This window comes from Nonomuraea sp. NPDC026600, from assembly GCF_040638335.1.
Classification (GTDB): Bacteria; Actinomycetota; Actinomycetes; order Streptosporangiales; family Streptosporangiaceae; genus Nonomuraea.
Window position 1 is genome coordinate 13,020 of the sequence record NZ_JBEZYD010000022.1, and the last position, 23,690, is coordinate 36,709.

17 protein-coding genes and 1 pseudogene are annotated in these 23,690 nt (G+C 70.3%); 12 read left to right on the forward strand and 6 right to left on the reverse strand.

The genetic code is table 11. The features are described from left to right. Positions 1-8: 8 nt before the first annotated feature. The 4 genes from AB0F17_RS38740 to AB0F17_RS38755 are packed head-to-tail and all read right to left on the reverse strand — an operon-like array spanning position 9 to position 5,609. Positions 9-1,697: a glycosyltransferase gene (locus AB0F17_RS38740; protein WP_358033432.1), complete on the reverse strand. Its 1,689-nt coding sequence runs from the start codon at positions 1,695-1,697 to the stop codon at positions 9-11. Continuing rightward, positions 1,694-3,685, reverse strand: a complete 1,992-nt coding sequence (locus AB0F17_RS38745; protein WP_358033434.1) for a glycosyltransferase — start codon at positions 3,683-3,685, stop codon at positions 1,694-1,696. The genes AB0F17_RS38740 and AB0F17_RS38745 overlap by 4 nt, the downstream gene beginning before the upstream one ends. After that, positions 3,682-5,175, reverse strand: a complete 1,494-nt coding sequence (locus AB0F17_RS38750) for a glycosyltransferase (RefSeq protein ID WP_358033437.1) — start codon at positions 5,173-5,175, stop codon at positions 3,682-3,684. Before AB0F17_RS38750 ends, AB0F17_RS38745 begins: the two co-directional genes overlap by 4 nt. After that, complete coding sequence (locus AB0F17_RS38755; protein ID WP_358033440.1) at positions 5,172-5,609, reverse strand: hypothetical protein; 438 nt, start codon at positions 5,607-5,609, stop codon at positions 5,172-5,174. Before AB0F17_RS38755 ends, AB0F17_RS38750 begins: the two co-directional genes overlap by 4 nt. A 237-nt stretch (positions 5,610-5,846) precedes the next feature. Here AB0F17_RS38755 and AB0F17_RS38760 point away from each other — a divergent pair, with 237 nt between their 5' ends. Further along, entirely contained in the window at positions 5,847-6,956 is a 1,110-nt protein-coding gene (locus AB0F17_RS38760) for a glycosyltransferase (protein ID WP_358033444.1), read from the forward strand. Then, complete coding sequence (locus tag AB0F17_RS38765) at positions 6,953-8,575, forward strand: glycosyltransferase (protein WP_358033446.1); 1,623 nt, start codon at positions 6,953-6,955, stop codon at positions 8,573-8,575. Before AB0F17_RS38760 ends, AB0F17_RS38765 begins: the two co-directional genes overlap by 4 nt. Here the strand turns inward: AB0F17_RS38765 and AB0F17_RS38770 are convergent. Next, positions 8,572-10,083, reverse strand: a complete 1,512-nt coding sequence (locus AB0F17_RS38770) for a glycosyltransferase (protein ID WP_358033449.1) — start codon at positions 10,081-10,083, stop codon at positions 8,572-8,574. The genes AB0F17_RS38765 and AB0F17_RS38770 overlap by 4 nt on opposite strands. 159 nt (positions 10,084-10,242) lie before the next feature. Here AB0F17_RS38770 and thrC point away from each other — a divergent pair, with 159 nt between their 5' ends. From thrC to AB0F17_RS38795, 5 genes are all read left to right on the forward strand, one after another. After that, entirely contained in the window at positions 10,243-11,301 is a 1,059-nt protein-coding gene (gene thrC, locus AB0F17_RS38775; protein WP_358033451.1) for a threonine synthase, read from the forward strand. 413 nt (positions 11,302-11,714) lie between these two features. Next, positions 11,715-12,761 carry a homoserine kinase gene (locus AB0F17_RS38780; RefSeq protein ID WP_358033454.1) on the forward strand — a complete coding sequence of 349 codons (1,047 nt, stop codon included), beginning with the start codon at positions 11,715-11,717 and terminating at the stop codon, positions 12,759-12,761. A gap of 456 nt (positions 12,762-13,217) precedes the next feature. Then, entirely contained in the window at positions 13,218-15,353 is a 2,136-nt protein-coding gene (rho, locus tag AB0F17_RS38785) for a transcription termination factor Rho (RefSeq protein ID WP_358033456.1), read from the forward strand. Between the two features lie 327 nt (positions 15,354-15,680). Then, positions 15,681-16,922 carry a sensor domain-containing protein gene (locus tag AB0F17_RS38790; RefSeq protein ID WP_358033459.1) on the forward strand — a complete coding sequence of 414 codons (1,242 nt, stop codon included), beginning with the start codon at positions 15,681-15,683 and terminating at the stop codon, positions 16,920-16,922. Between the two features lie 9 nt (positions 16,923-16,931). Then, positions 16,932-17,567 (forward strand): response regulator transcription factor, encoded by a 636-nt coding sequence (locus AB0F17_RS38795; protein ID WP_358033462.1) that lies wholly within the window; start codon positions 16,932-16,934, stop codon positions 17,565-17,567. Here AB0F17_RS38795 and AB0F17_RS38800 read toward each other — a convergent pair whose 3' ends face one another. Continuing rightward, positions 17,568-18,605: a hypothetical protein gene (locus AB0F17_RS38800; RefSeq protein ID WP_358033465.1), complete on the reverse strand. Its 1,038-nt coding sequence runs from the start codon at positions 18,603-18,605 to the stop codon at positions 17,568-17,570. 215 nt (positions 18,606-18,820) lie between these two features. Here AB0F17_RS38800 and rpmE point away from each other — a divergent pair, with 215 nt between their 5' ends. The 5 genes and pseudogenes from rpmE to AB0F17_RS38825 form a co-directional block, all read left to right on the forward strand. Further along, complete coding sequence (gene rpmE, locus AB0F17_RS38805; protein WP_358033467.1) at positions 18,821-19,042, forward strand: 50S ribosomal protein L31; 222 nt, start codon at positions 18,821-18,823, stop codon at positions 19,040-19,042. 89 nt (positions 19,043-19,131) lie between these two features. Then, positions 19,132-20,184, forward strand: coding sequence for a peptide chain release factor 1 (prfA, locus tag AB0F17_RS38810; RefSeq protein ID WP_358033469.1), 1,053 nt, complete (start codon positions 19,132-19,134; stop codon positions 20,182-20,184). Further along, positions 20,181-21,035, forward strand: coding sequence for a peptide chain release factor N(5)-glutamine methyltransferase (gene prmC / locus AB0F17_RS38815; protein ID WP_358033471.1), 855 nt, complete (start codon positions 20,181-20,183; stop codon positions 21,033-21,035). Before prfA ends, prmC begins: the two co-directional genes overlap by 4 nt. A gap of 168 nt (positions 21,036-21,203) precedes the next feature. Beyond that, positions 21,204-21,851, forward strand: coding sequence for an L-threonylcarbamoyladenylate synthase (locus tag AB0F17_RS38820; RefSeq protein WP_358033473.1), 648 nt, complete (start codon positions 21,204-21,206; stop codon positions 21,849-21,851). A gap of 377 nt (positions 21,852-22,228) precedes the next feature. Next, positions 22,229-23,690 (forward strand): annotated as a pseudogene (locus AB0F17_RS38825) (hypothetical protein); the annotation flags it as partial.

The window sequence follows — 23,690 nt, forward strand, 5'->3', positions numbered from 1 at the left end:
AAAAGAGATCAGGTGTCCGGGAAGGCCAGGTTACGGACTCGGCGGACGGCGCGTTTGAGCACCGTGCGGTCCTGGTCGCGGGCCCGGGAGCGGGACAGGCGGACGGCCTCGCGGCGCCACGACTCGGCCTTCTCGCGCCACCGTTCCGCGTCCCTGCCGCCCTTGCCCGCCTCCCTGCGGAGCTGGGCGAGTTCGGCCTGCATGAGGGCGGTGCGCTTGCGGAGGCGGGTGACCTCCTTCTCGTACTGGGCGGTGATCCGGTCCAGCTCGGGGACCGGGCGGCGGCGGGGCGGGTAGATCGGCGGGCGGCGGGTGAAGCCCCAGGTGTCGCCGTCCAGCCATTCCAGGCCGAAGACCTCGTCCAGGACGGTGTCCAGGTGCTCGCCGGGGCGGGACACCAGCGCGGCGCGGGAGAGGGCGGCGGTGCGTTCGAGTCTGGCCACGGTGACGCCCTGGTCGCTCTCGTCGAGGGCGATCAAAAGGGCGCCGTCGTCGTGCTCTTCCAGGTGGTTGACGAGGCGTTGCAGGGTGTCGCGCGCGGGAACCCAGCCAGGAGGCATGAGGAGGCGGAACGGCGGGACGACCCCGGGAGATCCCGAGGTGTCGGCCAGCCGGACCCGGGGATCGTGTTCGAAGGTGGCGTGGATGAGGCGGAGGTCCAGGTCGGGGTCGCGGAGCGGGGAGCGGCGGCCGTTCCCCAGCGCGGACCAGGGGCCGGTGATGGTGATCCCGACGTCCGGCACCGAGCTCGCCAGCAGGCCGTCGACCGTCGCGCGGACGTCCTCGTAGCCCGCCGCGGGGACGGTCGCGTCCACGTACGGGACGAGCCACTGCCGGCCCGAGTCCGTGCGCAGGTAGCGCCGGTACGGCACGCGGTCCGCCACGTAAGGGTCGTTGTACCGCTTCAACGAGAGAAAGTCGCGCATGGCGGTCGGCAGCCCGATGTGCCACACGCGCGAGTCCGGGTCCGGTACGTACACGGCGCCCGCCTGGGTGAGCCGGTAGCCGAGCTCGGTGTCCTCCGCCAGCACCAGAGAGGTGTCCAGGCCGCCGATCGAGCGCAGCAGCGAAGCGGGGTAGGAGACGGTGGCGCCCACGTGGATGCGGGTGGCCAGGGAGCTCGGGGCGGTCCGCAGGCCCTCGTGGTCGAGGATGATCTTCTCGGCCCAGTCGTGGCGGTGCGGGGAGAGGGGGAACAGCTTGCCCTCATGGCCGTCTTCGAGCGCCTGGCGCACCTCACGGGGGGTGGGCAGCACCTCGCCGGCGGTGAAGTCGATCCACCCCAGCACGACCAGGTACGGGGCCAGGTGATGCCAGCGGAGCTGGGCCTCGACGTGGCGGCGATGAGGGACCATGTCCGCGTCCAGCACGAAGATGATCTCACCGGTGGCGGCCTCGATGCCGGTCTGTACGGCCCAGGCGCGGCCCCAGCCGCCGGGCGGGCTGGTCATGAGGCGGGTGCGGGCCGGAGTGAGCTCGGGCAGGCGTACCGGCACCGCGCTGCCGTCGTCCACGACGATCACGTCGAGCAGCTCGGCCGGGTAGCTCTGCGCGGACAGGGCGGCCAGTGTGAGGTCCAGCGTCTCCTGGCGGTCGTGGGCCGGGACGACGACGGTGACGGTCAGCTCGGGTGTCCACTGGCCGAGGAGGGGCGGGGTGAGCACGCCGTAGTCGTTGCGGCGGATACGGGGGGTCACGGCTGCGCGCTCCCTTCCAGTTCCATCAGGGAGCTGGGGCGGAAGCCGCGCCACTGGTTCCGGTTGCGCTGCAGGAACGTGCCGATCGGCTCCTGCCAGGTGTGGTTGGCGGCGGGGCCGCGGCGCAGGATGTACCCGAGGCCGTGCGTACGGTAGATCTGCCCGCCGGCCGCCTGCAGCGCCTCCTGGAACTGGGTGTCGACCGACCGGCGCAGCGGCCGGAAACCGCCCACCGCCTGGAACGCCGAGCGTTCCACCAGGATCGTGCCACCGGCGACGAAGCTGGTGATCTGCTCGGTGATCTGCTTGCGGTGCACGGTGACGTCGATCGACGACAGGTAGACGAACTCGGGCACGGTGCCCACCACCTGCGCCCCCGAATAGGAATGCGCGAGCAGCAGGTCGGCCAGGAAGTCGGGGCCGTACCAGTCGTCGTCGTCCATCTTCAGCAGGAACGACCCCGAGGCCCGCGCCGCCGCCTCGTTGAGCACCTCGCCGAACACCGCCTGGTGGTCGGCCTCAAGGACGGTCAGCGGGCCGTCGAAGGCGGCGATGGCCGCGGCCACGTCCGGATGGCCCGGAGGGACGCCGTGCAGGGCGAGGATCACTTCGAGTTGGACGCCGCGCTGGCGGCCGACCTGCTCGAGCGCGAACCCGACCATGTCGGCCCGCCGCGTCGCCAGCAGAACCGAGGTCAGCGGGGGAGCGGGGGCGGGGGCACCGAGCTGCTCCCAGCGGGCGGCGACGCCGTGGGTGCGCAGCGCCTCGCGGCGTAGCCGGATGCTGTGCTCCTCGCGGCCGAGCTCGTCGGCGAGATCGGGATCGCGGAGCAGCAGCCGGGCGAGCTCGTCGCCGAGGGCGCCCGCCCAGCGCGGCACCGTGTGCGCGGTCAGCGGTACGCCGGCCGCGGCCAGGCCCGTGAGCACGCGGACGGCGGCGAGCGGGCCGCTGTGGGCGTGGTGCCAGTCGATCTCCACGCCGCGGATCTGCCGGAGCCGGCCCACGTCGGCGTCCGTCACGCCGCCCGACTCGGCGAACGCGGTCACCATCTTCCCGTCGAGCACGACCGCCCAGCGGCCGTCGCGCTCCACCAGGGACGCCAGGCCGCGTGAGGGGGTGGTGACGAAGCCCTGCGGGTTCACCAGCCGCTCGTCGACCGGCGGGATCATCGACGGCTCGCCGAGCACGTCGGGATCGACCAGCGACAGCCCGCCGCCGCCGGGGCGGCCGAGCCGCTCCCAGCTCGCGGACCGCGAGGTCGGCCGCTCGATCGGCGTCTCCGACCCGGACCAGTCGGCCGGCGCCAGGTCGTCAACGCCCGCCTCGTCCGACGCCCGGCCGCTGCCTGAGGCGTTGCGGTGTTCTGAGGCGTCGTGCGTGCGGATTCCAGAGGCGTCGGGCGTGCGGATCTCAGAGGCGTCGAGCGTGCGGAGCACGACGTCGCTGCCCGGGGCGCCGACTCGTTCCGGCACCGGCCCGGCCAGCTCGGCGGGCGTCGCGTTCGGGTCACCGGGACGCCAGGCCGCCGCGCCGACGCCGGCGATCGCCGCCGCGGGCGCCGTGATCACGTCGAGCCGGTGCCCGGCGAACGCCCGAGCCGTCGCGGCCACCGTACGGCCGGCCGGAGTGGGCGCCGAGAACCGCGCGTCCACCACCCACACCCTGTCCTTCGGCTGGTAGACCCGCAGATCCGTGAGCGAGCGCCAGCGGTGCGCGGGCGTCGGGGTGGGCACGGGCGCCGGATGGGAGGCGGGCGTGTCGAGCACGGCCACGACCACCCGCCGGGCGTCCGGCAGCAGCTTGTGCAGTGTGGCGGCCCGGCGCAGGTCGGCAGGGGTACGGGCGAGGATGAGCACCTCGTGCACCCGTTCCGTGTCCGCGAACGGCTCCAGCAGGTCCCGGTCCAGGTCCACGGCGTCGACGTCGTGCTCGACCCCGGCCAGGAAGATCCGGGCCTTGGGCATCTCGGCCAGCAGTTCGCGGATCATCCGGCGCTCCGCAGGTGCCTGATGAGCGAGGTCAGCGGCCCGGCTGAGGAGTCGGGGACGGGATCGGCGGACAGCCGGTCCACCTCGGCCGTCAGCCGCTCGATCTCCGCCTTCAGCTCCTTCGTCTCGTCCTGCCGCTTGCCCGCCAGCGCCCGCCACTTGGCGGGGTCTCCGGCCAGCGGCTCGGCCTGGTCCTCCGGGGCGAAGCCGTACTCGGCCCCACTCACCCAGATCGATCCGAACATCTCATCCACCAGATCGTCGGTCCCGCCGTGGAACAGGGCCGCGCGGGAGAAGGCCGCGGTGCGCTCCAGCCTGGCGGCCACGACTCCGGCCTCGCCCTCGTCGAGCACGGCGCAGACGAGTCCCAGCGTGTCCTGTTCGGCCAGTCGTACGAGCCGGGAGAGCGTGTCGGCGCCCAGCACCCAGCCAGACGGGAGCGTGAGCCGGAAGGGGGCGGGGGCCGCCGATTCGGGGGCGGACGTCACGAACGTGACGCGCGGTTCGTGCTGGTAGAGGTGGTGGATGAGGCGCAGGTCGAGCAGCGGGTCGTCGAGGCTGTCGCGGCGCTCGTCCGTCAGCTTGTCCCAGGGGCCGACGATGGCCACGGCCGTGTCGGTGATCGTCCCGGCGAGCGCGGAGTCGGCCGTGGCGCGCGTCCGCTCGTAGCCGGCCGCCTCCACGACGACCTGGACGTACGGCACCAGCCAGCGGCGTCGCGGATGATTGCGCAGCCAGCGCAGCTCGGGGAGCAGATCGCCGAGGAACGACCAGTTGTGCCGGTGCACGTCCTTCTCACGGCGCATCACGGTGGACGGGCCGACGTGCCAGGCGCGCGCCTGCTCGTCGGGGATGAACACCGCCCCGGCCTGCGCCAGCCGGTAGCCGAGCACGGTGTCCTCGGCCATGTTCAGGCCGGTGTCGACGCCGCCCGCCTCCCGCAGCAGATCGGCGCGTACCGAGGTGGAGGCGCCGGTATGCAGCAGGTACGCGCTCGGACCCGCGTCCTTGAGCATCCTGCTGGACTCCAGGGTCATGCGCGTGTACTCGGTCCGGGTGCCCTCCTCGCCCAGGGCCGCCACGAACCGGATGTCGCTGATCACGACGGCGTGGTCGATGAGGTGGTGCCAGCGCATGTGCGCTTCCAGGTGATCCGGGGCCAGGACCATGTCCGAGTCGAGCCAGTGGATCACTTCGCCGGTCGCGGCGAGCCGGCCGGTCTCCCTGGCCGCGCCGCGTCCCCAGCCCTCGCCTACCCGGACCACCCGGACGCCGGGCAGGTCGAGGGGCGGTTCGCTGCCGTCGTCGGCGACGACCACCTCGACCAGTTCGGCGGGATAGGTCTGCTCCGCCAGCGCGGCCACGGTCCGGGCGAGCGCCGGTGCGCAGTTGTAGGCGGGAATCACCACGGAAACGGTCAGAGCGGGCTGCCAGGCGCCGATGGCCGGCGGCTCGAGCGTTCCCCAGTCGTTGTGCCTGATCCGCGTCATGCCCGGTCCTTGGCCAGCGCGCGGACCTCCTCGCGCAGCTCCTCCACCTCTCGCGCCCGCGTCATCGCGTTGACCCGGTCCTCGCCCAGCGAGGCCAGGATCGCGCCGAGATCATCCTCGCGCCGCGCGGCCGACCGCTCGACGGCCTCGGCCAGACGGTCCAGCCGCGCCTCGATGCGCTTGAGCGCCGTGGCGGTCTTGGCCAGCTCGGCCTCGTGCTTCTTGGCTCGCAGGTCGATGCGCTGGGCCTTGCCGTCGATGCGCCGTACGGTCAGCACGAGTACGGCGAGCCCGGCCAGCGTGGCGGCGAACGCCCCCGAGGCGGCGGCGGCGCCGAGCGTGAGCAGACCGGCGAGGACGAGCAGCACGAGCACCGCAACGGCCAGAACTCCGAGGATTGCGGCGGTCGCTGCCAGTCGGCGGGGCGAGAACATCCGCGCATACCTTTCGTTGTCATGACATATCAGGCGTCAATGGGATATTGACACCTTAATAAACATTCGCCACTACCGTGCCACAGGTTCCTGGACAGAAACTGGGAGAATGCTGCTGGTTCGGCCTACGTTACCTCCGCACTGGCCATCCACCCCAAGGTGCACTCAACGTCTCAGAGAGTGTCAGACCGGCGTAAGGTGGGCGCCTGACTGAGTCCCCGTCGGTCGAGGAGCACCATGCCCGTCACCCCCTGTGGCTTCGCGCGTACGCCGGAAAAGGGGCTCGCTCGCCTGCACTGGAGCGATGGCCGCCCGGCCGAGCTGCCCGGGGCCTACTCCGGGTGGGCGGTCGACGGCCATGAGCCCGACGTGCCCACGCTGCGCCCGTTGCGCGGCCTGGAGATCGAGTGGCCCGAGCGCGAGGTGCCGCTGGCCGGGCTGGTCCGGCTCGCGGCGGCGGGCGTGCCGCTGACCGCGCACGACGCCCCCGCCTGGGTCCCCGCCGAGCTGGCGGTGCTGCTCACCGACCGCGACTGGCTCGGCCACACCGCGACCGGCCCCAGGTCGCTGGCCGACCTGCGCCGCGAGGAGCACAGCGTGCGGCTGCGCCGCCTGACCCACCGCCTGCCGCCCTCGCGTACGCCGCGCATCAGCGTGGTCATGTCCACCCGGCGCCCGGCGATGGTCGCCGGCGCGCTCGCCCAGATGGCCGGCCAGCGCGACACCGACATCGAGGTGCTGCTCGGCCTGCACGGCGTCCCCTTCGACGAGGTACGGCAGGCGGTCGAGAGCTGCCCCCTGCCCGTGACGTGGGTCGAGGCCCCGGCCGAGACGCTGTTCGGCGAGGTGCTGAACGAGGCCGCGGCCCTGGCGTCCGGCGACTATGTGGCCAAGTGGGACGACGACGACTGGTACGGCCCCGACCACCTCGCCGACCTGGTCATGGCGGCGTCCTATTCGGGGGCCGACATCGTGGGCACCACTGCCGAATTCTTTTACCTGGAGCCGTTGCACGCCACGATCAGGCGCACCACGTTCGCCAGTGGCGCCGCCTATCCGAGTGAGGTCTCCACCGATCACGTAGCGGGCGGCACGATTCTCGCGACAAAAACGATATTTCAGGATGTAGGGGGATTTCCGGCTCAGCCGCGAGCGGTGGACCGGGACTTCCTCAAGGCCGCCCACGAGGCCGGGGCGAGCATCTACCGCACCCACGGCCTCGGCTACGTGCTCCGGCGCACGCTGAGCGACCAGCACACCTGGCAGCTCCCGCTCGCCCACTTCCTCAAGGTCGCCACCAACCAGTGGCGTGGCTTCCGCCCTAGCCTGCTTTTGGAAGCGGTATGACCAGGATCCGCGGCAACGACTATCGGATGCTCGAACCGCCGGAGACGTACCCGACGACGCTGCGGGTCAGCGTGGTCGTGCCCGCGTACGGCGGCCAGGACAAGCTCGACCTGGTGCTGGCCGCGCTCGCCCGGCAGACCTACCCCGCCGGGCTGATCGAGGTCATCGTCGTCGACAACGGCAGTTCCCCGCCGCTGCGGCTGCCGGAGGAACGCCCCGAAGGCACCCGGCTGATCGTCTGCCTGGAGCCGGGCCGGGCCGGCGCCCGCAACGCCGGGCTCGCCGAGGCCACCGGCGACGTGATCCACTGGCTCGACTCCGACGTCGTGCTCACCCCCGGCTCGATCGAGGCGCACATGCGCTGGCACCATGCCGCTCCCTACCTGGCCGTGACCAGCTACATCAGGTTCACCGAGTCGCCGGTGCCCGCCGAGCTGCCCGACGACCTGGAGAAGGCCTTCGAACCCGCCGAGCCGCACGCCTGGATCGTCGACCTGATCGAGCGGACGAACGGCCTCACCGACAACACCCAGCGCCCGTTCAGCCTGCACGTCGGCGGCGCGACCTCGGTCAACGCCCGGCTGGTCGCCGCCGCCGGGACGATGGACGACGACCTGATACTCGGTCAGGACACGGAGATGGGGTATCGGCTCTATCAGGCCGGGGCGGTGTTCGTACCGGAGCCCAGGGCCCGTGCCTACCATCTCGGGCCGACCATGCGGATGCGCGACCAGCGGCCCATCGACCGCGTGAGCTACGCGTTCGTCGCCGACCGCATCCCCGCCTACCGGTGGCTCCGCTCGCATCCCTCCCGCCAGTGGAAGGTCCCGTACGTCGCGGTCGTCGTCGACGGCACCGCCGGTTACGAGCAGGTCCGCGCCACGGTCGACGCCCTGCTGGCGGGCACCCTGCTGGACCTGTCCATCGTCGTGGTCGGCCCCTGGGACTCCCTTGAGCGCGAGCGCCGGGCCCCGCTGAAGGACCCCGCCCTCGACCTGGTGCTGGTCCACGGCCACTACCTGCACGAAGGCCGGGTACGGCTGGCGGTCTCCGGCGAGGTCGACCCGGCCGTGCCGTACGTGCTGCGGCTGCCCGCCGGCTGGGTGCCGGGGGAGGACAGCCTGGCCGGACTGCTCGACCTGGCCCGCGCCGAAGGGCTCGGGCTGGTGAACGTGCTGCTCCACGAGTCGCCGGACGGCGTCGTGGCCGCGCGGCTGGAACGCGCCTCCGCCTTCGCCAGGGCGCGGATCGTCGTACGCCCCGGCGAGGAGCTCGACGACGCGGTGGACGACGTGTCGGGCGTCTCGTGGGTGGAGGGCGAGACGTACGGGTTCGCGACGGAGGCGTCGGAGCTGCTCGGCCGCCGCAGCGCCTACCGGGCCCGGTTCAAGGCGGAGGCGGACGCGGCGCGGCTGGCCAAGGAGGCCGAACGGCTGCGCGCACAGGTGACCAAGTGGCGCGACGAGGCCGGGCGCTGGCGCAAGAGCGCCGTGGAGCTGCGGCGCGACGTCAGCACGCTGCGCCGCCAGCTGGCCGCCGCCAACCGTGCCCAGCAGAGCATGCGCGTGCTGCTGGCCACCACGGTCAAGCGCGCCCTGGGCAAGCGGCTGCGCGGCTAGCTGGGGCGGAGGGCTGACTTCAGGCGGCCCAGAAGCCCCCGTTCCTCGGCGGCCGAGGTGGGGATCGTGACGATCGGCGGCTTCGGCTTCGCGTTCGGGGCGGGGTTGTCCAGGGGCTTCTGGGCTGCGGGCTTCGGCGGTGCGGCCGGAGGCCAGTAGCGGTCCGGGGCCTCGTGGCGTACGCCGTGCGTGGTCTCGATGATCTTGTCGAGATCGTCGCCCGGCGTGGTGAGCAGCAGGGCCCGGCCCATGGCGGAGGTGCGTTCGAGGCGGGCCGTGCGGCCGTCGGGCAGGTCCACGACGAGCACGCCCGTCAGGTCCTTCTGTACCGTCTCGATCATCCGCTCCAGCGTCGCCTTGTGCAGCGGCACGTCCACGGGCCCTCGATAGCGGAACGGCGCGGGCGCCGACGTCGGGGCCGCCTCGTCGATCAGCCGGATCCGGTCGTCGTGCGCGAACAGGTCGCGCATCAGCCGCATCTCGAAGCACGGGTCGCTGAGCACGGCCCGCCGCCCGTCGTGCAGCCGCGCCCACGGTCCCACCAGCGTCACCGCGACGTCCTGCAGTTTGCCGTCGAGCGCCGCTGCCACCGCCTGCCGTACGACCGCTTCCGAGGTGTCCGTGACGTCCAGGACAATCTCGACGTACGGTACGAGCCACCGGCGGCCCTGGTCCTTGCGCAGGTCGCGGCGGAGCGGGACGCGGTGCGCCAGGTACGGCTCGACGGCCCGCACGGCGCGTTCCCGGTCACGGTGCTGCGCGGGCAGCCCGAGGTGCACCGCCTGCGCTTCCATGTCCGGGATGAACACGACGCCGTGCATGGCCAGCCGGTAGGCGAACTCGGTGTCCTCGCCGCGCACGACGTTCGGGTCGAGACCGCCCACGGCGTGGAAGACCTCCCGGGGAAGGGCGAAGGTCGGTCCTGTGCACACGTGGTAGGGATTACGGCTCTTACGCAGCCCGTCGGTCTTGGCGATCGTCGCCTCGGTGGAGCTCGACACCCCCGACGCCAGGTCGAACACCTCTCCCAGGTGTCTGGCCCGGAAGACCTGCTCGGCGGTGAGCGCCGGTACCTCGACGAACCTCTTCATCCCGATCGTGACCAGATAGTCGGTCACGTGATGCCACCGGGCCAGGGCCTCGATGTGCTCGCGGCAGGCCACCATGTCGGCGTCGAGCCGCTGGATGATCTCGCCGTCGGCGGCCTTGGCGCCGGTGTTGACGGCGTTCGAGATGCCCCAGCCGGTCTTCACCGGGACGATCCGGGTGTTGACCGGCCGGATCTCCGGCAGCCGGATCGGCGGCTCGCTGCCGTCGTCCACGACCAGGACCTCCATGAGGTGGTCCGGGTACGTCTGAGCGGCCAGCGCGGCCAGTGTCAGCTCCAGCTGAGGCCCACCGTGCGCGGGTATCACCACGCTCACGGACAGGGCCGCTGACCAGGCGCCGAGCTCCGGCGGCGTCAGCGGAGAATAGTCGTTCTGCGTCATGGCAGGACGCGCGTTCATGGTGATGACCCCCCTGCCGGGGACCATACCGGGAGATGCTGAAAATTTCCCGAATTGTTGGTTGTTGTGGCCACCGCTCAGCGACCCGGGACTCGGCTCGGCGCCCACTGCCAGGACACCGGTACACTCGGTGGCCAAGACCGCAGGTAGGGAGTCAATATGAGCAGGTCGTGGCGTGGCCTCATCGAGGAGTACCGAGAGCGCCTTCCGGTCACCACGAAGACGCCCGTCATCACGCTGCTGGAGGGCGGCACGCCGCTGGTCCCCGCGCACCGTGTCTCCGCGCTGACCGGGTGTGACGTCTACCTCAAGGTGGAAGGCGCCAACCCGACGGGCAGCTTCAAGGACCGCGGCATGACGATGGCCATCAGCAAGGCCGTCGAAGAGGGGGCCAAGGCGGTCATCTGCGCCTCGACCGGCAACACCTCGGCCTCGGCCGCCGCCTACGCCGTACGGGCCGGGCTCACCTGCGCCGTGCTGGTGCCGCGCGGCAAGATCGCGATGGGCAAGCTGGCCCAGGCGCTCGTCCACGGCGCCACGCTGCTCCAGGTCGAGGGCTCGTTCGACGACTGCCTGGAGATGACCCGCAAGCTGTCGTCCAGCTACCCGATCGCGCTGGTCAACTCGGTCAACCCGTTCCGGCTGCAGGGCCAGAAGACGGCCGCCTTCGAGATCGTCGACGCGCTGGGCGACGCGCCCGACATCCACTGCATCCCGGTGGGCAACGCGGGCAACATCTCGGCCTACTGGATGGGCTATCGGGAGTACGCCACCGACGGGATCGCCACCAAGACGCCGCGCATGTTCGGCTTCCAGGCCAGCGGCGCGGCACCGATCGTCAACGGCGCGCCCGTCGCCCACCCGCACACGATCGCCACCGCCATCCGCATCGGCAACCCCGCCTCCTGGCAACTGGCCACGGCGGCTCGCGACGAGTCCGGTGGCGCCATCGAGTCGGTCACGGACCGGCAGATCGCGACCGCGTACAAGCTGCTGGCCCAGGAGGAGGGCGTCTTCGTCGAGCTCGCCTCGGCGGCCAGCGTCGCCGGCCTCCTCCAGGCGCACGCGCAGGGGCTCATCGCACCCGGGCAGCGCATCGTCTGCACGGTCACGGGCAACGGCCTCAAGGACCCCGACTGGGCGATCGCCGGCGCCCCGGCTCCGGTCACCATCCCCATCGACGTCCACGCAGCCGCCGCCGCCCTCAACCTGGCCTAGGAACGCCACCCGCGCCTGTATGAGCGGGAGTGTGTGATTCCCCACACCGACCGGCCACACCGACCGGCCACACCGACCGGCCACACCGACCGGCGCGGCGCGCTGGACCGCGTGTGCTGGACTCGACATGCCGGACTGTGTGGATGCATGCCAGGTCGTGCGCGCCAGGCCGTGCGGTGCGTTCCGTACGTGCGGTGCGTGCCGGACCGGCCAACGCGTGCGGTTGGGACGGTTCGGCACTCTCGCGGGACCCAGCGCCGGGTCGGCGGGATGTGGTGAGGTGGGGGCGGCGCAATGTGCACGGCGCCTGAGCTGGGCCACGGCAGGCGGCCAAGCAGCACGCGTTCCGGCCTTGCCGTACGAGAAGACAGCCCCGCCGGCACTGACGGCGGCGGCGGGAGAGAGACAGGCGAATGAGCACCGTTGACATCCGCGTGCCGGCCACCTCGGCGAACCTGGGCCCCGGCTTCGACTCCCTGGGCCTGGCGCTGGACCTGTACGACGAGGTCCGAGCCACACTGACTGGCGAGCGGGGCGTCCACGTCACCGTCGAAGGAGAGGGCGCGGGCCCGGGCGAGCTCGATCTCGGCGAAGGACACCTGGTCATCAAGGCCATGCGCAGGACGTTCGACCGCATGGGGGTCCCTCAGCCCGAGGGCATCCGGCTGCACTGCCGCAACCGCATCCCGCACGCCCGCGGCCTGGGCTCGTCCTCGGCCGCCGTCTGCGCGGGCATCCTCGCCGCCCGCGCCCTGGCGGGTGCCGCACCAGGTACCGAAACACATACCGAATCGCGAACGAAAACTGACTCGCGTCCGGAAACGGCACCACGTACCTCCGAAGCACGCGTGGAGGCGAGCGACGGCGGGACGCACGCGGGCGGATTCGCCGACGGCGTAGGCCTTTCGGACGACGAGGTGTTCGCGCTGGCCACCGAGATGGAGGGGCATCCGGACAACGTGGCGCCGTGCCTGGCCGGAGGGCTGACGATTGCCTGGACCGACCACTCCGGATCACCGCGTATGGTGAAACTGCTCCCGGATGCGCGCATCCGGCCTGTCGTGTTCGTTCCGGCGACACGGTTGGCCACGGAGACCGCACGGGGGTTGCTGCCGAAGGACGTGCCCCACAAGGACGCCTCTTTCAACGCCGGCAGGGCTGCGTTGCTGATCGCGGCGCTGACCCAGCGGCCGGAGCGCGGGTTGCTGTTCGCCGCCACCGAAGACCGACTTCACCAGGATTACCGTGCGCCTGCGATGCGGGCCAGTGCGGATCTGGTAGAACGTCTCCGTGCAGTGGGCGTGCCCGCGGTCGTTTCGGGAGCGGGTCCCACAGTTCTTGCGTTTTCTACACCGGATTCGCAGGATTTGATCGCGCCAGAAGTGGGTAATGACTGGCACATCCAGCTTATGGACGTCGACCCAGTTGGTGCGAACGTTCAGTTCCCCGAGACACGCTGATGCCTCTTTAGACCTTCAGGGAATAGCCGTGTGCGCTGGTGATGTTAGGCTGATAGCCGCACCAGATGCCCCCTTGGTGGGTGCGTGCTTGTCAGCCACACATCGCTGCATCATGCTGCACGTCGCGAGGCGTGTGCAGCGCGGCTGTCTCCCCGGAATCCGTTGCCTCCGGTTGGCCCACACCCGGTTGGCCCAACGTGAGGCGGCGACGACGGGGGTCTGCGCATTCGAATCACCTCGACATCTGGCTGGCGACAGCAATCTGAGGGGTGTCATCCACGCGTCACTGTCCTGTGGCCGCTTGGACGCGCCTCTCCCAAGAGTGGCGGCCGTCCCCAGCGGCGGCCGAAGATCGCAACGTGCACCCCGACCCGGTCTGTCCCGCCGGATCGCAAGCACCTCCGGGACGCCCGGCAGAACAAAAACCGGCGCCCGACCCCTGGGAAGGACCTTTAGTTGAGCGACACCACCGAACTCCTCTCCGACGCACCAGGCTCGCCTGCGCAGCCCGCGTCCGGAGACACCCCCACCCGCGCCGCGGCCAAGCCCCGTGCGCGTCGCTCCGGCACCGGCCTGTCCGCCAAGGTGCTGCCCGAGCTGCAGAAAATGGCCGCTGAGCTGGGCATCAGCGGCACCGGGCGCATGCGGAAGAGCCAGCTCATCGCGGCCATCCAGGAGAAGCAGGGTGGCGGCTCCGGGGAAGCCGCGCCTGCCGCCGTTGCCGAGGCTCCGGTCGCCGCCGAGGTGGCGCCCGCCGCGGAGCGGCCCACCAGGACGCGCCGGGAACGTTCCCGCCCCAAGACCGTTGAAGAGCCCGTCGCGCAGGCCCCCGAGCCGGTGGTCGTGGCTCCCGAGCCCGTGGTCGCCCCGGCCGAGCCGGTCGTGGAGCAGGCCCAGCCCGCCGAAGGCCAGCTCGACTCGCGTACCGACCGTGGTGAGAGCCGCCGTGAGCGGCGCACCAGAGGCGAGCGCCGCGACCGTGGTGACCGTGGCGGCAGCGACCGTTCCGGCAACGACCGCGGCGAGGGCGGCCGTGATGGCCGCGACAGCCGTGGCGAGAGCAGCCGTGGCGAGAGCAGCCGTGACGTCCGTGATGTTCGTGACGCTCGTGGCGAGAGCAGCCGCGACATTCGTGACAGCCGTGACGGTCGCGACAATCGCGACAACGGTCGTGACAGCCGTGACAACCGTGACAACGGCCGTGACAGCGGCCGCGCCGACCAGCGTGAGCGTGTCGCCGACGGCGGCCGCGGCGCTGACCCGCGTGGCGGCAGCGACCAGCGCGGTGACCAGCGCAACGACCCCCGCAACGATCAGCGGGGCGACTCGCGCAACGATCCGCGCGGCGGCAGCGACGACGACGGCAGTCGTGGCAGGCGGGGCCGGTTCCGCGAGCGCAACCGCGGCCGTGGCCGTGAGCGCTTCGAGAGCAACGAGCCCGTGATCGGCGACGACGATGTGCTCATCCCGATCGCCGGCATCCTCGACATCCTCGACAACTACGCCTTCGTCAGGACGAGCGGCTACCTGCCCGGCAGCAACGACGTCTACGTCTCGCTCGCCCAGATCCGCCGCAACGGCCTGCGTAAGGGCGACGTCATCACCGGCGCCGTCCGGCAGCCGCGCGACGGCGAGCGCCGCGAGAAGTTCAACGCTCTGGTACGCCTCGACACGGTCAACGGCATGGACCCGGAGCAGGCCCGCAACCGGCCTGACTTCAACAAGCTCACGCCGCTTTACCCGCAGGACCGCCTGCGCCTCGAGACCGAGCCGAACATCCTCACCACGCGGATCATCGACCTCGTCTCGCCGATCGGCAAGGGCCAGCGTGGCCTCATCGTCTCGCCGCCCAAGGCCGGTAAGACGATGGTCCTCCAGGCGATCGCCAACGCGATCACCCGCAACAACACCGAGTGCCACCTGATGGTCGTGCTGGTGGACGAGCGGCCTGAAGAGGTCACCGACATGCAGCGGTCGGTCAAGGGCGAGGTCATCCACTCGACCTTCGACCGTCCCGCCGAGGACCACACCACGGTCGCTGAGCTCGCCATCGAGCGGGCCAAGCGTCTGGTGGAGCTGGGCCACGACGTGGTCGTCCTGCTCGACTCGATCACCCGGCTCGGACGCGCCTACAACCTCGCGGCTCCCGCGAGCGGGCGCATCCTGTCCGGTGGTGTCGACTCGACCGCGCTCTACCCGCCCAAGCGCTTCTTCGGCGCCGCCCGCAACATCGAGAACGGCGGCTCGCTGACGATCCTCGCCACGGCCCTGGTCGAGACCGGGTCCAAGATGGACGAGGTCATCTTCGAGGAGTTCAAGGGCACCGGCAACATGGAGCTCAAGCTCAGCCGTTCCCTGGCCGACAAGCGCATCTTCCCCGCGGTGGACGTCGACGCGTCCAGCACCCGTAAGGAAGAGATCCTCATGGCCAAGGACGAGCTCCAGATCGTCTGGAAGCTGCGTCGCGTGCTCCACGCGCTCGACATGCAGCAGGCGCTCGAACTGCTCCTGGAGAAGATGAAGGAGACCAAGTCCAACGCTGAGTTCCTCCTGCAGGTCCAGAAGACCACAGTGAGCAACGACCGCGACTAGGTCCTTTGATGAGGGGCGGTGGGGGTTCTCCCTGCCGCCCCTCATCCTTTTGGCTCTTGTACGGCACATGGCTCTTGTACGGCACATGGCTCTTGTACGGCACATGGCTCTTGTACGGCACAGCCTGGTCGGCGCCAGACGCCGACTAGGGCTGGGGACTTCCAGGGACACGGCCGCTGAGCCCGCACGGGGGGCCGGCCGCCGTGACGTGACGGTGAGACCGGCTACGGGGGATAACCCCACCTGAGGACGGAAGTCCACCGCATTCTCCGTGGCCGGTGGAACGGGCACTCTGGTGGCATGGTTGCTGTGCCGTTGAGAGAGCGCGTGCCGTTGGGACCTCGGGGGCCTGTCGGCGTGGTCACCGATCCGGCCACCTGGCGGGCCGTGCCCTACATGCTGGTCAGTTTGGCCTTCGGGGTGGGCTGGTTCGTCGTGCTGGTCGTGGCGGTGCCGTTCTCCGTGGCGCTGGTGATCCTCTGGGTGGGCATCCCGCTGGTGCTGCTGACCATGGTCGTGTGGCGTGGAGCGGCGATGCTGGAGCGGCGGGTGCTGCGGGCCGCGCTTGGCGTGCGGATCGCCGACCCCTACCGCGAGCGGCCCAAGCGCGGCATCGCAGCCCACATGGGCTGGTTGTTTAAGGATCCGGCGACCTGGAAGGACCTGGGCTATCTGTTACTGCTGTTCCCGTTGAGCCTGGTGGAGTTTGTCGTGTCCGTCGTGTCATGGGCGACGACCATCACGTTGATCACCTCGCTCTTCTGGTACGCGCAGGGTGAGGTGCTGCGGTTCGGCGGAGTCCTCGTCATCGACAACTGGCCGGGGGCCGTGCTCGGCACGATCTTCGGCTTCGGCATGCTGGCCGTGACCGCCTACGCCGTACGCGGGATGGCCTGGCTGCACGGGACGCTGGCCGTGGTGCTGCTCAGCGGGAGCGAGGAGGAGCGGCTGCGGGCCAGCAGGGCCAGGGGCATCGACGCGGCCGAGGCGGAGCGGCGCAGGATCGAACGCGACCTGCACGACGGTGCCCAGCAGCGGCTGCTGTCCGTCGCGGTGGACCTCGGGCGGGCGCAGGCCAAGCTCGACCATGCCCCGGAAGAGGCCAGGATGCTGATCGCCCAGGCGCATTCCGGCACGAAGGCCGCGATCGCCGAGCTGCGCGACCTGGCCAGAGGCATCCATCCGGCCATCCTGAGCGACCGTGGGCTCGACGCGGCGCTGTCCGGGCTGGCCGCGCGGGCGCCGGTGCACGTGGACGTGTCGGTCGAGCTCGGCGCGACCCGGCCGCCCGCCGCGGTGGAGAGCATCGCCTACTTCATCGTGGCCGAGGCCCTGGCCAACATGGCCAAGCACTCGGCCGCCACCGAGGCGTCGGTGCGCGTGGCCAGGGAGGACCGGCGGGTGCTCGTCGACGTGTGGGACAACGGCATAGGCGGCGCCCTCGTCAACGCGGGCGGCGGCCTGTCAGGGCTGGCCGACCGGGCGGCCACGATAGACGGCGTGCTCATCCTGAGCAGCCCGGTCGGCGGTCCTACGCTCGTGCGCGCGGAGTTGCCTTGCGAGTGGTAGTCATTGCACATGCGCGTCGTCATCGCCGAGGATTCCGTACTGCTCCGCGAGGGGCTGGCCCGGCTGCTTGCCGACGGAGGGATCGAGACCGTCGCGACGGTCTCCGACGGGCCGTCTCTGGTGGCCGCGGTCAAGGAGCACGTGCCCGACCTGGCGATCGTCGATGTCCGGATGCCGCCGAGTCACACCGACGAGGGCCTGCGCGCCGCGCTGAAGGTTCGGGCGGCCCGGCCGGACTTCCCGATCCTGGTGCTGTCGCAGTATGTCGAGGAACGCTACGCGGGCGAGCTCATCGGCCCGGCCGTCGGTTATCTGCTGAAGGAGCGGGTGGCCGACGTGGCGGATTTCCTGGAGGCCGTGCGGCAGGTGGCGGCGGGCGGCACGGTCATCGACCCTGAGGTGGTGATGCAGCTCCTCAGCAGGCAACGGCGTGGCGCGCCGCTCGACACGCTCTCCCGCCGCGAGCGCGAGGTGCTCGCGCTGATGGCCGAGGGCCGCTCCAACACCGCCATCGCCGCCCGGCTGGTCGTCACCGAAGGGGCCGTGGAGAAGCACATCTCCGGCATCTTCGCCAAGCTGGCCCTCGGACCTGCGCCCGAGGACCATCGGCGGGTGCTCGCCGTGCTCACCTATCTAGGGCGTTGACTACCTGACGTCCACGAACTCCTGTGGTGACAGCGCGCTGCGGGTCTTGCTCGTGCCGGGCGCCTTGACGCGGAAGTAGCCGTCCTTCTTCACGGTGAAGGACTTGGCGTACTTGCCGGTCGAGTTCGTCTTCGCGAAGCGCAGGAGCTTGTACGTACTGGTGCCCTTGGTCTTGAAGTACACCTCCACCGTCTTCTTCGGGTACCCCTTGGAGCCTCGGTACACCTTGCCGGAGACCTTGACCGACGCGCCCTTGCGCACCTTGGCCGGGGCCTTGATCGTGACCCTGACCTTGGCCTTCTTCGAGGCACCGCCTACCGGGGCGACGACCGTGAAGGAGCTGACGCCCTTGAGCGTCTGCCCGCCGCGGTTGGCGTAGACCTCCAGCGTCCAGTCGCCGGGAGGCGTGTCGTCGCTGAAGAAGGTGCTGCCGCGGTAGTAGTCATCGGGGCCGCGGTCCAGGTCGCCCAGGTCGAAGGACTCGTTGGACTCCTCGCTGATGAGCTTGGCGGAAACCGAGTCCGCGTCGGTCACCGAAGCCTTCACCGAGACCTTGACGTCCTTGCCCTTGATCAGGCGCACCGGGTTCGGTGTGACGCCGCCGCTGGTGATGCCCTGCTTGCCGGAGACCTTGAGCACGAAGTCGTTGCTCCCGGTGCCGCCGTCGCGCGGGACCCTGACGTTCAGCCGCCAGTCGCCGGCGGGGTCGTCCTTTCCGATGTCGAACCTGCCGGTGATCACGGTCTCCGTGTCCCTGCTCGCCGGAGCCGGCCTGAAGTCGAAGGACACGTCGCGTCCCGCCTTGCCGGGCGGCGTGATGCTGCCGGTGACGGCCGCCGTGACGGTCGCCGGGTCCTTCAGCCTGAGGGTGACGCTGACTTCGATGTCCTTGTCGACCGGGATGAACGCGTCTGACGTGGCAGCCCCGTTGAAATCGCTTCCGGTACTGGCCGCCTGTGCGGCCGGGAGGTTCACGCATCCGAGGAGAAGCGCGGCCCCCGTGGCGGTCGCGAGTAGCGACCGCAGCCTCTTCTTCATCTGATCGCAGTCCTTATGGGGATGAAAGTAATGGTTTGTGCGCCGGAGCCTAATGTGACCTGAGTGATGGCGCTATAAGGATCCGGGAATGCCTGGTGGCCTGGGACGGTTACAGCATCTGGCACACTGGTAGCTGACCCGCAGCGGTTCCGGCTCCCGCCCGCGTTTGATCGCGACTTCTGGCGACCCGGCGACCGCACCTCGAAAGGACAGCAATGAAGCCCGACATCCACCCGGCGTACAACGTGACCCAGGTGACCTGCACCTGCGGCAACACGTTCACCACCCGTAGCACCGCCAAGAACGGCAGCATCCACGCTGACGTGTGCTCGGCCTGCCACCCGTTCTACACGGGCAAGCAGAAGATCCTGGACACCGGCGGCCGGGTCGCGCGCTTCGAGAAGCGCTTCGGCAAGAAGTCCTCGGGCAACAACTAGCTTCACCGACGCCGACCCGGACGCACTCCCGTGCGCCGGGTCGGCGTTCTTGGTGAAGAGACCGTTACACCCCAGAAGAAGGACGCACGGTGAACCTCGACGAGTTGCTCAAGGAGTATTCCGAGCTGGAGCTGCAGCTCGCCGACCCCGCCGTGCACGCAGACCAGAACAAGGCCCGTACGCTCGGCAGGCGCTACCGGCAGCTGACCCCGATCGTGGGCACCTACCGGGAGCTCGTGTCGGCTCGTGACGACCTGTCCGCCGCCAAGGAGCTGGCGAGCGAGGACGAGGGGTTCGCCGCGGAGGCGGCCGAGATCGAGGAGCGCATCCCGCGCCTCGAAGAGCGGCTCCAGCACCTGCTGATCCCGCGTGATCCCAACGATGACAAAGACATCATCATGGAGATCAAGGCGGGCGAGGGCGGCGAGGAGTCGGCGTTGTTCGCCGGCGACCTGCTCCGCATGTACCTGCGTTACGCCGAGCGGCTCGGCTGGAAGACCGAGATCATCGACACCCAGCACTCCGACCTGGGCGGCTACAAGGACGTCACGGTCGCGATCAAGGCCAAGGGTGACGAGGGTGTGTGGTCCAGGCTCAAGTTCGAGGGCGGCGTACACCGTGTGCAACGGGTGCCCGTCACCGAGTCGCAGGGCCGCATCCACACCAGCGCGGCGGGCGTGCTCATCTACCCCGAGGCGGAGGACGTCGAGGTCCAGATCGACCCCAACGACCTGCGCATCGACGTCTACCGTTCCAGCGGCCCCGGCGGCCAGAGCGTCAACACCACCGACTCCGCGGTTCGCATCACCCACCTGCCCACGGGCACCGTGGTCTCCTGCCAGAACGAGAAGAGCCAGCTCCAGAACAAGGAGTCGGCGCTGCGCATCCTGCGCGCCCGGCTGCTGGCCATCGCTCAGGAGCAGGCCGAGGCCGCCGCGCAGGCCGAGCGTAAGTCGCAGGTCCGCACCGTCGACCGTTCCGAGCGGATCCGCACCTACAACTTCCCGGAAAACCGCATCTCGGATCACCGCGTAGGCTTCAAGGCGTATAACCTCGACCAAGTTCTCGACGGCGAGCTCACCGCCGTCACCCAAGCCCTCATTGACGCCGAGATGGCGGAGAAGCTCGCACAACACTCATGACATTTCTGCTGGACGAAATCGCCCTCGCCACCGCACGGCTGGCCGAGGCAGGTGTGCCCTCACCTCGTACGGACGCGGAGGAGATCGCGGCATTCGTCCACTCCGTGCGCAGGAGCGAGCTGCACACGGTCAAGGACGCCGACTTCGACGCCCTCTTCTGGGAGGGCGTCGCCAGGCGCGAGGCCCGCGAGCCGCTGCAGCACATCACCGGCCACGCCTACTTCCGCTACCTGGAGCTCGCGGTCGGGCCCGGCGTGTTCGTGCCGCGCCCCGAGACCGAGGTCATGGCGGGCTGGGCCATCGAGACGCTGCGCGCGATGGACGTCACCGCGCCCCTGGTCGTCGATCTCGGCACCGGCTCCGGCGCGATCGCGTTGTCGATCGCCCAGGAGGTCGCGCTCTCCGAGGTGCACGCCGTCGAGGTCGACCCCGGCGCGTACGGCTGGGCCAAGCGCAACATCTCCGAACACGGTCAGGGCCGCACCCACCTGCACCCGGACGATCTGGCCGAAGCCCTGCCCGAGCTCAACGGCAAGGTCGACCTGGTCATCTCCAACCCGCCCTACATCCCCCCCGGCGCGATCCCGCGCGACCCCGAGGTGCGCGACTACGACCCCACGCGGGCCCTGTACGGCACCGGAGACGACGGGCTCGGCGAGGTACGCGCGGTCGAACGCACCGCGCGCCGCCTGCTGCGCCCCGGAGGCTGGGTCTCCGTCGAACACGCCGACGAACAGGGCAGGGCCGTCTACCTGACGTTCCCTGAAGACAACGGCTGGCGCGACGTACGCCTGCGGCAGGATCTGACGCGCAGGGACCGCTTTGTGACGGCCAGACTCGGCCAGGACTAGGACCCGCAGGGACCGCCTTGTAACGGCCAGACTCGGCCAGGACTAGGATGCACGCGAGCGGCGCGGCCTTCTCCTGACGACGCGAGAGGTAGCGAAGCGACCGAATGAAGAGAAAGGGGGAGGCCTCGAGAGCGCCGCTCGCCACGAGCGGAGCGAGGCGATAAGACCGTGGGACAACGCTTTGACTGCACGGACCTGGAGCAGCGGGCCGAGGGCCTGACGGAGGCCGCCTCCGCCGTACGCCGCGGCGAGCTGGTGGTACTCCCGACCGACACGGTGTACGGGATAGGCGCCGACGCCTTCACCCCCGCGGCGATCACCGCCCTGCTCGAGGCCAAGGGCCGCGGCCGCGACATGCCGCCGCCCGTCCTGGTCGGCACCGTCCGGGCGGCCAACGCCCTGGTCGACGACCTGGGCCCGTACGGTCAGGACCTCATCGACGCCTTCTGGCCCGGACCGCTCACGCTGGTCTGCAAGGCCAACCGGGCGCTGTCCTGGGACCTGGGCGAGACCAAGGGCACGGTCGCGCTCCGCATGCCGCTCCACCCGGTCGCGCTCGACCTGCTGAAGGAGACGGGGCCGATGGCCGTCTCGAGCGCCAACCGCTCGGGTGCGCCGGCCGCCGTCACGGCGGCGGAGGCGGAGGAGCAGCTCGGCGACTCGGTCGCGGTCTACCTCGACGGCGGCAAGACCACCGACAACACGCCTTCGACGATCCTCGACCTGACCACGGCTGTGCCGCGGATGCTGAGGCGGGGGGCGATCCCGGTGGAGAAACTGCGCGGGATCATCGGCTACGTCGCCACGGACGACTGACCACCTGACCCGTCTGCTCGCCCAGCCTGGCTGACCGCCTGGTCCGGCTGGCGTGTCTGCCCACCTGGTCCGCCTGATCTGTCCGCCGATCCAACTGGCACTGTCGACTGACTCTGTCCGCCCGGGCTGTTTGTCTGGTCGGTCGGCGGTTTGGCTCGCGTGACTCGTCTGCCCCGCGCCACCCGCGCCGCCCGGTCCGCCAACTGTCCTCTGCCCGGTTCGCCTGTTCGGTCCAGGCATTCGTTCGTACGGCCGGATGGCCGGTGTGTTCGGTCTGGGGGACCGGACGACATATACCGTCTGCTTATCCCGGCTGCGGCGACGCTGGCAGGCCCTTACGGTGAAGTCCGGAGCGGCGCGACGTCCGGGAGTGACCCATGGGCAAGTTCGACGGGATGGATCCCAAGCTGGTCCGTGACCTGCTGGCCGAGGTGAAGCACGCGGTCACGCAGATGCGGTCGGTTGAGGGGCGTGTCGGGCAGGTCATGAGCGGGGCCGGTCTGGCTACCCAGACCACCCACCGGCCGGTCCAGGTGGCCGATGCCGCTGAGGTGATGGTCCGCGACGTGACGGCCCGGCTCGGACTTCTGGAGAAGAAGGCCGACCATCCGCGGGTGGGGGATCAGAGCAAGGACGCCGCGCCGACGGTGGGCGGTGACGCGAAGGACGACGACCAGCCCAAGGAGGACCGCGGGGACGAGCGGTCCAAGTACGAGAACCCGCGGGCAGACGACGGCACCCCTTCCGACGACTCCAAACCGGACGCGAAGACGGGCGAGGACAAGCCCGATGTGAAGACCGGCGACGATAAGCCGGACGCGAAGGCCGACGACAAACCGGACGCCAAGACGGGCGATGATAAGCCGGACGCGAAGACGGGTGAGGACAAGCCCGACGCCAAGACCGGCGACGACAAGCCAGATGCGAAGACGGACGATAAGCCGGATGCCAAGACCGGTGAGGACAAGCCGGACGCCAAGGGCTGCGATGACGACAAACCGGATGCGAAAACCGGGGAGGACAAGCCCGACGCGAAGACGGGTGATGACAAACCGGACGTCGAGAACATCACGCCTGACACCGACAGCGGCGACGAGCCCAAGGACGACGACATCGCCAGCAGGCGTGATCGCGGGGCCGACTCCGACAGTGGGATCATCGACACTCCAGCCAAGGACCACCCCAACGACTCCGATCCGCACAAACCGCAGGTCGTCGTGGTTGATGGCGTCAAGGTGCTCCAGGTGCCCATCGATCCGCCCACGGCCGAGGCGTTGCGGGATCTGCTCGACAACCTCGACAAGGTCCAGCCCGCCGACATGCCCTCGCCGACCGATGCCGCGTCCACGAACGGCACGGACGTCCCGTCCACGAACGGCACGGACGTCGACGCCCGGGCCAACGATGGCAGCGACGTGGTGTCCGTCGACGCGAAGCCGCTGAATCCGGGCGCGCTGTCGACGGTGGTGGACCACGCGCGCGACATCCAGCCGATCGACATGCCGACCGTGGAGGTACCGTCGGGGGAGTACGGCAAGGGCGAGTGGGCAGCCATGCACATCAGTCCCGATGGACAGGCGGGAACGATCGACCCTGGCAGCGTCTCCGCCACTCACACCCCATCCGCTGGGGACTCCGCGACCGGCACCCCGTCCGTACACGACATCTCAGGCTCGACAGCCGACGGAGCCGCGACGGCGGACACGCCTTCGACCATGACCGACACGCCTTCGGGCACGACCGATACCGGCGATTGCCAGGCGACAGACACAGGGACGCGTTCAACCGGCGACGCGGCGGTGGTCAAGCCCACTGATCCGCCGGGGCAGCAGGTTCCGG

Excerpts from the sequence above, each read along its gene's own strand:
- AB0F17_RS38745 (WP_358033434.1), bottom strand. The coding sequence starts at position 3,685 with ATGATCCGCGAACTGCTGGCCGAGATGCCCAAGGCCCGGATCTTCCTG.
- AB0F17_RS38750 (WP_358033437.1), bottom strand. The coding sequence starts at position 5,175 with ATGACGCGGATCAGGCACAACGACTGGGGAACGCTCGAGCCGCCGGCC.
- AB0F17_RS38755 (WP_358033440.1), bottom strand. The coding sequence starts at position 5,609 with ATGTTCTCGCCCCGCCGACTGGCAGCGACCGCCGCAATCCTCGGAGTT.
- AB0F17_RS38760 (WP_358033444.1), top strand. The coding sequence starts at position 5,847 with ATGCCCGTCACCCCCTGTGGCTTCGCGCGTACGCCGGAAAAGGGGCTC.
- AB0F17_RS38765 (WP_358033446.1), top strand. The coding sequence starts at position 6,953 with ATGACCAGGATCCGCGGCAACGACTATCGGATGCTCGAACCGCCGGAG.
- AB0F17_RS38770 (WP_358033449.1), bottom strand. The coding sequence starts at position 10,083 with ATGAACGCGCGTCCTGCCATGACGCAGAACGACTATTCTCCGCTGACG.
- thrC (WP_358033451.1), top strand. The coding sequence starts at position 10,243 with ATGAGCAGGTCGTGGCGTGGCCTCATCGAGGAGTACCGAGAGCGCCTT.
- AB0F17_RS38780 (WP_358033454.1), top strand. The coding sequence starts at position 11,715 with ATGAGCACCGTTGACATCCGCGTGCCGGCCACCTCGGCGAACCTGGGC.
- AB0F17_RS38795 (WP_358033462.1), top strand. The coding sequence starts at position 16,932 with ATGCGCGTCGTCATCGCCGAGGATTCCGTACTGCTCCGCGAGGGGCTG.
- AB0F17_RS38800 (WP_358033465.1), bottom strand. The coding sequence starts at position 18,605 with ATGAAGAAGAGGCTGCGGTCGCTACTCGCGACCGCCACGGGGGCCGCG.
- rpmE (WP_358033467.1), top strand. The coding sequence starts at position 18,821 with ATGAAGCCCGACATCCACCCGGCGTACAACGTGACCCAGGTGACCTGC.
- prmC (WP_358033471.1), top strand. The coding sequence starts at position 20,181 with ATGACATTTCTGCTGGACGAAATCGCCCTCGCCACCGCACGGCTGGCC.